Below are 6,996 nucleotides of genomic sequence, written 5' to 3' on the forward strand. Positions count from 1 at the left end.
GCGATGACGCCGTTGCCTCTGGCTCAGAGTTAGCACTGCCGCTTCCTCTAGAGGACTTCCACCTCCAAGCAACTGCCCATGCCGGGCGTACCACGACGGGCCCGGCCGTGGATCCGGCCGGGCCCGCGGTGTGCGGTGCGCGCGTCCCTAGTGGGCCGCGGACTCCTTCTCCGCGTCGGCGGAGTGGTGCAGGTGGTGGCCGCTGTGCGGCTCCACACCCTCGAAGGACACGTAGTCCTTCGTGTACCAGTGCGCCAGGGCCCGGCGGAGCCTGCCCATGGCCTTGCGCTTGCCGGGGCTCTCGACGCCCTTCTCGTCGGTCTCCTCGCCCAGGGCGGACGAGGTGATCGTCGGCTTGCTCAGCAGCGCGTCCACCGTGTCCTGGGAGCTCTCCTTGTGGACCTCGATGAACTCACCGCTGGGCAGCTGCTGGATGACGCCGCTCTCGTACCCGTGCTCCAGGGTCGCGCGGTCGCGCCGCTGCAGACCCAGGCAGATCCGCTTGGTGACGATGAACGCGATGACCGGGCCGACGATGATCGACGCACGGAAGATGTACGTGGTGACGTACAGCTCGATCGAGAACGTCTCCGACAGGATGTCGTTCGACCCGGCGAGCCACAGGATGCCGTAGGCGGTGACGCCCGCGACGCCCAGAGCGGTGCGGACCGGGGCGTTGCGCGGCCGGTCGGCCACGTTGTGCGGACGCCGGTCGCCGGTGATCCACGCCTCCAGGAACGGCCACGCGGCCAGCCCGCCGAAGAGCAGACCCATGAGGCCCAGACCCGGGACGAGGACCGCGATGGGCACCGCGTAGCCGAAGATCTGGAAGTCGAACGTGTTCGGGAAGATCCGCAGCGCTCCCTCGAGGAAGCCCATGTACCAGTCCGGCTGGAGACCGGAGGTGATGGAGGTCGGCGTGAACGGCCCGAACAGGTGGATCGGGTTGACCTGCACGAACGCGGCCAGACCAGCGGCCACGGCGAACGTGAAGAAGAAGAACCCGCCCGCCTTGACCGCGAAGCCCGGGAACATGGGCGTTCCCACCACGGTCTTGTTCGTCTTGCCCGTGCCCGGGTACTGCGTGTGCTTCTGGTGCCACAGGATCATGAAGTGCGCCGCGATCAGCGCGAGCAGCAGAGCCGGCAGCAGCAGGATGTGCAGCATGTACAGGCGCGGGATGATCAGATCGCCGGGGAACTCCCCGCCGAACAGGAACATCGAGATGTAGCTGCCGACCAGCGGCAGCGCCATGATCACGCCCTGGAGGATGCGCACGCCCATGCCGGAGGGCAGGTCGTCCGGCAGCGAGTAGCCGAAGAGGCCCTCGACGATGGCGATCGTGAAGATCCCGACGCCGATCAGCCAGTTGATCTCGCGCGGCTTGCGGAACGCACCGGTGAAGAACACACGGAGCATGTGCACCACCAGCGAGGCCACGAAGATCAGCGCGGCCCAGTGGTGGATCTGCCGGACGAGGAAGCCGCCGCGGACGTCGAAGTCGATGAACAGGGTCGAGGCGTAGGCCTCACTCATCTCGACGCCCTGGAGGCGCTCGTAGGAGCCGTCGTAGACGATCTCCGCCATGCTCGGCTTGAACCACAGGGTCAGGAAGACACCGGTGACGAGCAGGATGATGAACGAGTACAGCGCGATCTCGCCCAGCATGAACGACCAGTGGTTCGGGAAGACCTTGCGCAGGTTCTTCTCACCGGTCTTGGCGAGGTGGAAGCGGTCGTCGATGAAGTTGCCGACGCCGCGCAGCGCCTTGGGTGCTTGCGTGGTCTTACTCATCGACTAGTCCTTCGCGTAGTCCCAGAACGTCGGCCCGGGCGGCTCGGTGAAGTCGCCCGTCGCGACCAGGTAGCCCTCGTCGTCGACGCCGATCGGCAATTGCGGCAGGGGACGGTGCGCCGGACCGAACACGACCTCGGCGGCGTTGGCCGCGTCGAAGGTCGACTGGTGGCACGGGCACAGGATGCGGTGCGTCGTGCGCTCGTACAGCGCCGCCGGGCAACCCACGTGGGTGCAGATCTTGGAGTAGGCGACGATCCCGTTGTGCGTCCAGTTGATCCGCGGCTCGTCCTGCCCCTCGACCGTCTCGGTCATGCCCGACTTGTAGTCGCCCTCCGGGATCTTGATCAGGAGGATGACGGACTTGGCCTTGTCGTTCAGGCTGAGGTGGTAGTTCTGCGCGTACCGCTCGGACTCGCCCTCTCCCTCGCCCTCACCGTGGCCGCCCTCACCGTGGCCGCCATCGTGCGCGACGTAGGGCAGCGCGGTGATCATGCCGTTGGGCTCGGACTCCAGGTCCTCGGCGCGGATGAACCGGTCGGTGCCCTCGACCACCATGCGCACGCCCTCCGCCCAGGGCGTGTCCCTGAGCTTGTCGCCGGGCAGGGGGCCCGTGTCGCGCAGGAGCACGATCGGGGCGAGGCCCAGCGGCAGCATGGCGGCGATGAGCGTCCGCCGCATCAGCGGGCGCCTGGTGAAGCCGCTCTCGTCGGCGCTCTTCATGAAGAAGTCGCCGAAGGAGCCCTTCTCCTCGTCGCTGGAGGGCAGGTCGTCGTAGGGCGAGGAGACCTCGTAGTGGGGCATCACCCTGCGTGCCCACACCGTCATACCGGCGCCGATGCCGAACAGCGCGAGGGCGAGCGTGCCGCCGAGGAGCATGTTCGAGTACTGGCCGATCTGCGGGTCCGCGATCGCCGGGACGTCCTCCGCGTTCGGCGGGAACAGGTAGTAGGAGACCAGGAAGCCGACGCCGCCCAGGAAGGCGATGACGAACCACAGCGAGGCGATCTTCTCACCCCGGCGCTGGACCTCCTCCGAGTGCGCGTGGGTCTCGGCGGCCGGGTAGGGGCCCTCGTGCTCGGCCTCGGCGGAGGCGCTGGAGACCACGCTCTCCCCGGCCTCGGAGGACGGGGTGCCGAGCACGCGCTCGGGACCGTCGGCTCCGGCCTCGGTGTTGTCGTTGTTGTTGTTCTCAGTCATGTGCACGCTGCTTCGCGGTGATCCAGATCGCGCAGGCGATGATCAGGGCCAGGCCGATGGTCCACGAGATGAGGCCCTCGGCGACCTGACCGACGCGCGCCAGGTCGAAGACGCCGCCGGCGTTCGGCTCGTCCTGCAGGGTCTTCACGTACGAGATCAGCTCCTGCTTCTCCTCGGGCGTGATGACCGCGTCGGAGAACATCGGCATGGCGCCGGGGCCGGTGACCATGGCCTCGTAGATCTCGCGCGGGGTGGCGTCGTGGATCTCGGGGGCCCACCGGCCGTCGGTGAGGGCGCCGCCGGCACCGGACCAGCTGTGGCAGTGCGCACAGTTGGTCAGGTACAGCTTCATCCCCATCTCGGTGTCCTCGGCACCGGCGATGTACTCCTCGTACTCGGCCTCGAACTCCTCGAGCGCGGCCTCGTACTCGGCCTCGGCTTCCTCGACGGCCTCCTCGTACTCCTCCTCGGAGTCGAACTCGGCGCGGTTGACGCTGAAGTCGGCCCTCTGGGGGGCGAGGTCCGGGACGTCGTAGGGGACGTCCGCGCCGCTCTGGCCGTCCCTGATCTGCGCGTTGTAGTACGCGATCAGGTTGGCCAGGTCCTCGTCGGACATGGCCATGGGCTTGCGCGGCATCTGCACGTCCGGGTTCGCGGACGGCATGCGGCCGGTGCTGACCTGGAAGTCGATCGCCGCGGGTCCGACCTCGCGCAGGTCCGGACCCTGGACGCTGCCGTCCTCGGCCAGCATGCCGGACCCGTCGTAGTTGTGGCACGTGGCGCACGACTGGTCGAAGATCTGCCGGCCCTCGGCGACGTCGACGTCCTCGGGGGACGGCGCGTCAGCGGCGAGGGTCTGCGCCTGCGCCTGGTCGGGGGTGGGGGCCAGTGCGGCGTACCCCACCCCGAACAGGGCTAGCGCGAGGATGACGACGACATACCCCGCCAGGGGATGCCGTCGCCGCGCGGTAATCCATTTCACGGTTTCCCCGTTTCGGGTTACTGGATGAAGTAGATGGTGAAGAACAGAGCGATCCAGACGACGTCGACGAAGTGCCAGTAGTAGGACACGACGATCGCGCTGGTCGCCTGCTGGTGGGTGAAGCGCTTCGCGGCGTACGTGCGTCCCAGCATGATGAGGAACGCCAGCAGCCCACCGGTGACGTGGAGACCGTGGAAGCCCGTGGTCAGGTAGAACATCGAGCCGTAGGCACTCGACTGGAGAGTCAGGCCCTCGTGCGCGATGAGCACGTAGTACTCATAGGCCTGTCCGAGAACGAAGAACAGGCCCATGAAGAACGTCAGGAAGAACCACGCGCGCAGCTTCTTGACGTCACCGCGCTCGGCGGCCCAGACGCCGGCCTGCGCGGTGAAGCTCGAAGCCACGAGCACCACGGTGATCGCGGTCGCCCACGGCACGTTGAGGTGCGTGTCCGGCCACGGACCCAGCTCGGGGTTCCCGTTCGTCACCGATCGGATGGTGAAGTACATCGCGAACAGCGCTGCGAAGAACATGAGCTCGTTGGCGAGCCACACGATGGTGCCAACGCTGACCAGGTCAGGACGCTTCGCCACACCATGCTCTGGTGTCGGAGTTGTTTTGAGGTTCGCGGTTGCTGTCGCCACGGGAGCATTATTACGGCATCTCGCGGGGACCCGTACCCGACCCCCCGTAAGGGGGCGGATCAGTACCGGTATCGACCATCCAAGTGCCCCGGACCGGGGCGTTCACCGTGACTCGGGCGTTACTGTACCGACTCGGCCGCCGTCCGTGCGGCAGCGACCCGCCGAACGCGGCCGACCGGCGCGATCCTGGGCGGCTGAGGCGATCCGTACCCACGTGGAATCCACCCCAACCCCCCTCGGCCAACGCGCAGGTATCGAAAGGGTCACCGTTGCACAACGCCCTGCCGGGGACGTGTGGGCGGTCCCCCTCGGAGTGCTGGCATCCTGGAGGTGTCGAAGGTCTCAGCCCCGCCACCCGGCCTCCCGGGGGCTCTGGGCACCGGGACCGCGAGGCAATAGAGTCGAACACACACAGCCAACGAACGCCCCGGCCGCGCCCCCTCGACGGCGGCCGAGGACCGACGTGATGGGACGGTTGCGCGATGGTGGTCAGCGGTACGGACACGGATGCCCGGATGCGCGTGCTGGTCTACAGCGACAAGGCCGAGACCCGCGAGAAGGTGCTCATGGCGATCGGCCGCCGCCCGGCCGCCGACGTGCCCCGGGTGGAGACGGTCGAGTGCGCGACCGCGCCCGTCGTGGTCCGCAGGCTGGAGGCGACCGACCCCTCGGAGCGGATCGACGTGGCCATCCTGGACGGCGAGGCCGCCCCGGTCGGCGGAATGGGCCTGTGCCGCCAGGTCAAGGACGAGATCTTCCGCTGCCCGCCGGTCCTGCTCCTGGTGGGCCGGCGCGACGACGGCTGGCTCGCGACCTGGTCGCAGGCCGACCAGGTGGTCAGCCACCCGATCGACCCCGTCGCGCTCGCCGAGTCCCTGGCGGAGCTGATGCGCCAGCGCGCCGCCGCCCTCAGCGGGTGACCCGGTGGGCCACCACGCGACACTGAGCGGGCGTCACAACGCCGACCGGGAGATGCGTCGGCGTTGCGTCGTGCGCGGTGCGCTCAACCACGGTGCGGACACCGGGCGATGGCGTGGCCGCGCCCCGTCCCGTCCCCTCGGGCGCTGACCGGCGGCGGAGCTGACGCGTCAGCGTGCCGCCGCCCCGTCGCGCCCCCATGCCCGACCGCACCGTGGAGTCGAAGAAGCGATGAACACCAAGCCCGACCGTCCCGCCGACCGCGCGTCCGCCGTCACCGAACGGACCTGGTCCACCCTGATCACCGCTCTGCTGGGCGGTCAGACGCTCAGCGCCGCCGACACCGAGTGGGCGATGAACGAGATCATGGCCGGCTCGGCGACCGACGCCCAGATCGCCGGGTTCGCCATCGCGCTCCGGGCCAAGGGCGAGAGCGTGTCCGAGGTGACCGGTCTGGCCAGGGGCATGCTCGACAACGCCGTCCGGATCAGCGTCCCCGGACCGACCCTGGACATCGTCGGGACCGGCGGCGACCGCGCGCACACCGTGAACGTGTCGACGATGGCCGCGATCGTGGCGTCGGCGGCGGGTGCGCGCGTGGTCAAGCACGGCAACCGCGCGGCCTCCTCGTCCTGCGGGACGGCCGACGTGCTGGAGCGGCTGGGCGTGGTGCTGGACCTGCCCCCGGAGCTCACCGCCCGGGTCGCGGAGGAGGCGGGCATCACCTTCTGCTTCGCCCCGTTGTTCCACCCCTCGCTGCGCTACGCGGCCAAGCCGCGCCGTGAACTGGCGGTGCCCACGGTGTTCAACTTCCTGGGTCCGCTGACCAACCCGGCGCGGCCCACCACGTCCGCGATCGGGGTGTTCGACGAGCGCATGTGCGAGGTGATCGCGGGAGTGTTCGCCGGTCGCGGCTCCTCGGCCCTGGTGTTCCGCGGCGACGACGGCCTGGACGAGTTGACCACCGCCACCACGTCCACGGTGTGGGTGGTCCGCGACGGCGCGGCCCGGAGGGAGCGGCTGGACCCGGCGGACCTGGGCATCGGGCGTTCCGCGCCCGACGCGCTGCGCGGCGGCGACGTGGAGTTCAACGCGCAGGCGGTGCGCGACCTGCTCGCGGGTCGGCGGGGTCCGGTCCGGGACGCGGTCCTGCTCAACGCCGGCGCGGCGCTCGCGGCCGTGGACGGCGTCGGCGACTCCCTGGTGGAATCGGTGCGCGCGGGCTACGAGCGCGCCGCCGCCGCGGTGGACAGCGGCGCGGCCGAGCGGGCGCTGGCGACCTGGGTGGAGACCAGCCAGGGCCTCGCCAAGGGCGTCTAGGGCCGCGGAGTCACGCACGGGGGGCGCGGGGTGCGGGCACCCCCCCCCCCCGCGGCGGACCCGGCCGGACACCCCACGGCGAACGGCCCCGCCCGGGCGGGCGTGGGGTAGGTATCGAAACTGTGATTGGTGTGGGTG

General features: G+C 69.6%; 6 protein-coding genes. 2 read left to right on the top strand and 4 right to left on the bottom strand.

All coding sequences use genetic code 11. The features are described 5' to 3' along the window. Positions 1-147 precede the first annotated feature (147 nt). The 4 genes from ACIBFB_RS15830 to ACIBFB_RS15845 all read right to left on the bottom strand — a co-directional run bounded on the left by ACIBFB_RS15830 (position 148) and on the right by ACIBFB_RS15845 (position 4,569). Positions 148-1,794, bottom strand: a complete 1,647-nt coding sequence (locus tag ACIBFB_RS15830; protein WP_397230632.1) for a cytochrome bc complex cytochrome b subunit — start codon at positions 1,792-1,794, stop codon at positions 148-150. 3 nt (positions 1,795-1,797) lie between these two features. Beyond that, complete coding sequence (locus tag ACIBFB_RS15835; RefSeq protein WP_397230634.1) at positions 1,798-2,994, bottom strand: Rieske 2Fe-2S domain-containing protein; 1,197 nt, start codon at positions 2,992-2,994, stop codon at positions 1,798-1,800. Beyond that, on the bottom strand, positions 2,987-3,898 hold the full coding sequence (locus tag ACIBFB_RS15840) for a cytochrome c (RefSeq protein ID WP_397231113.1): 912 nt from the start codon (positions 3,896-3,898) through the stop codon (positions 2,987-2,989). The genes ACIBFB_RS15835 and ACIBFB_RS15840 overlap by 8 nt, the downstream gene beginning before the upstream one ends. A 95-nt stretch (positions 3,899-3,993) precedes the next feature. Further along, positions 3,994-4,569 carry a heme-copper oxidase subunit III gene (locus ACIBFB_RS15845; protein WP_358573880.1) on the bottom strand — a complete coding sequence of 192 codons (576 nt, stop codon included), beginning with the start codon at positions 4,567-4,569 and terminating at the stop codon, positions 3,994-3,996. 533 nt (positions 4,570-5,102) lie between these two features. Between ACIBFB_RS15845 and ACIBFB_RS15850 the strand changes: the two genes are divergently transcribed. Then, on the top strand, positions 5,103-5,540 hold the full coding sequence (locus ACIBFB_RS15850) for a hypothetical protein (RefSeq protein WP_397230637.1): 438 nt from the start codon (positions 5,103-5,105) through the stop codon (positions 5,538-5,540). A 229-nt stretch (positions 5,541-5,769) separates the two neighbouring features. After that, complete coding sequence (gene trpD / locus ACIBFB_RS15855) at positions 5,770-6,858, top strand: anthranilate phosphoribosyltransferase (RefSeq protein WP_397230639.1); 1,089 nt, start codon at positions 5,770-5,772, stop codon at positions 6,856-6,858. Positions 6,859-6,996: the final 138 nt, after the last annotated feature.

The sequence above is a fragment of the Nocardiopsis sp. NPDC050513 genome (assembly GCF_044457925.1).
In the GTDB taxonomy this organism is placed as follows: domain Bacteria; phylum Actinomycetota; class Actinomycetes; order Streptosporangiales; family Streptosporangiaceae; genus Nocardiopsis.

Coding starts and splice junctions, on each gene's coding strand:
- ACIBFB_RS15830 (WP_397230632.1), bottom strand. CDS start 1,794: ATGAGTAAGACCACGCAAGCACCCAAGGCGCTGCGCGGCGTCGGCAAC.
- trpD (WP_397230639.1), top strand. CDS start 5,770: ATGAACACCAAGCCCGACCGTCCCGCCGACCGCGCGTCCGCCGTCACC.
- ACIBFB_RS15850 (WP_397230637.1), top strand. CDS start 5,103: ATGGTGGTCAGCGGTACGGACACGGATGCCCGGATGCGCGTGCTGGTC.
- ACIBFB_RS15835 (WP_397230634.1), bottom strand. CDS start 2,994: ATGACTGAGAACAACAACAACGACAACACCGAGGCCGGAGCCGACGGT.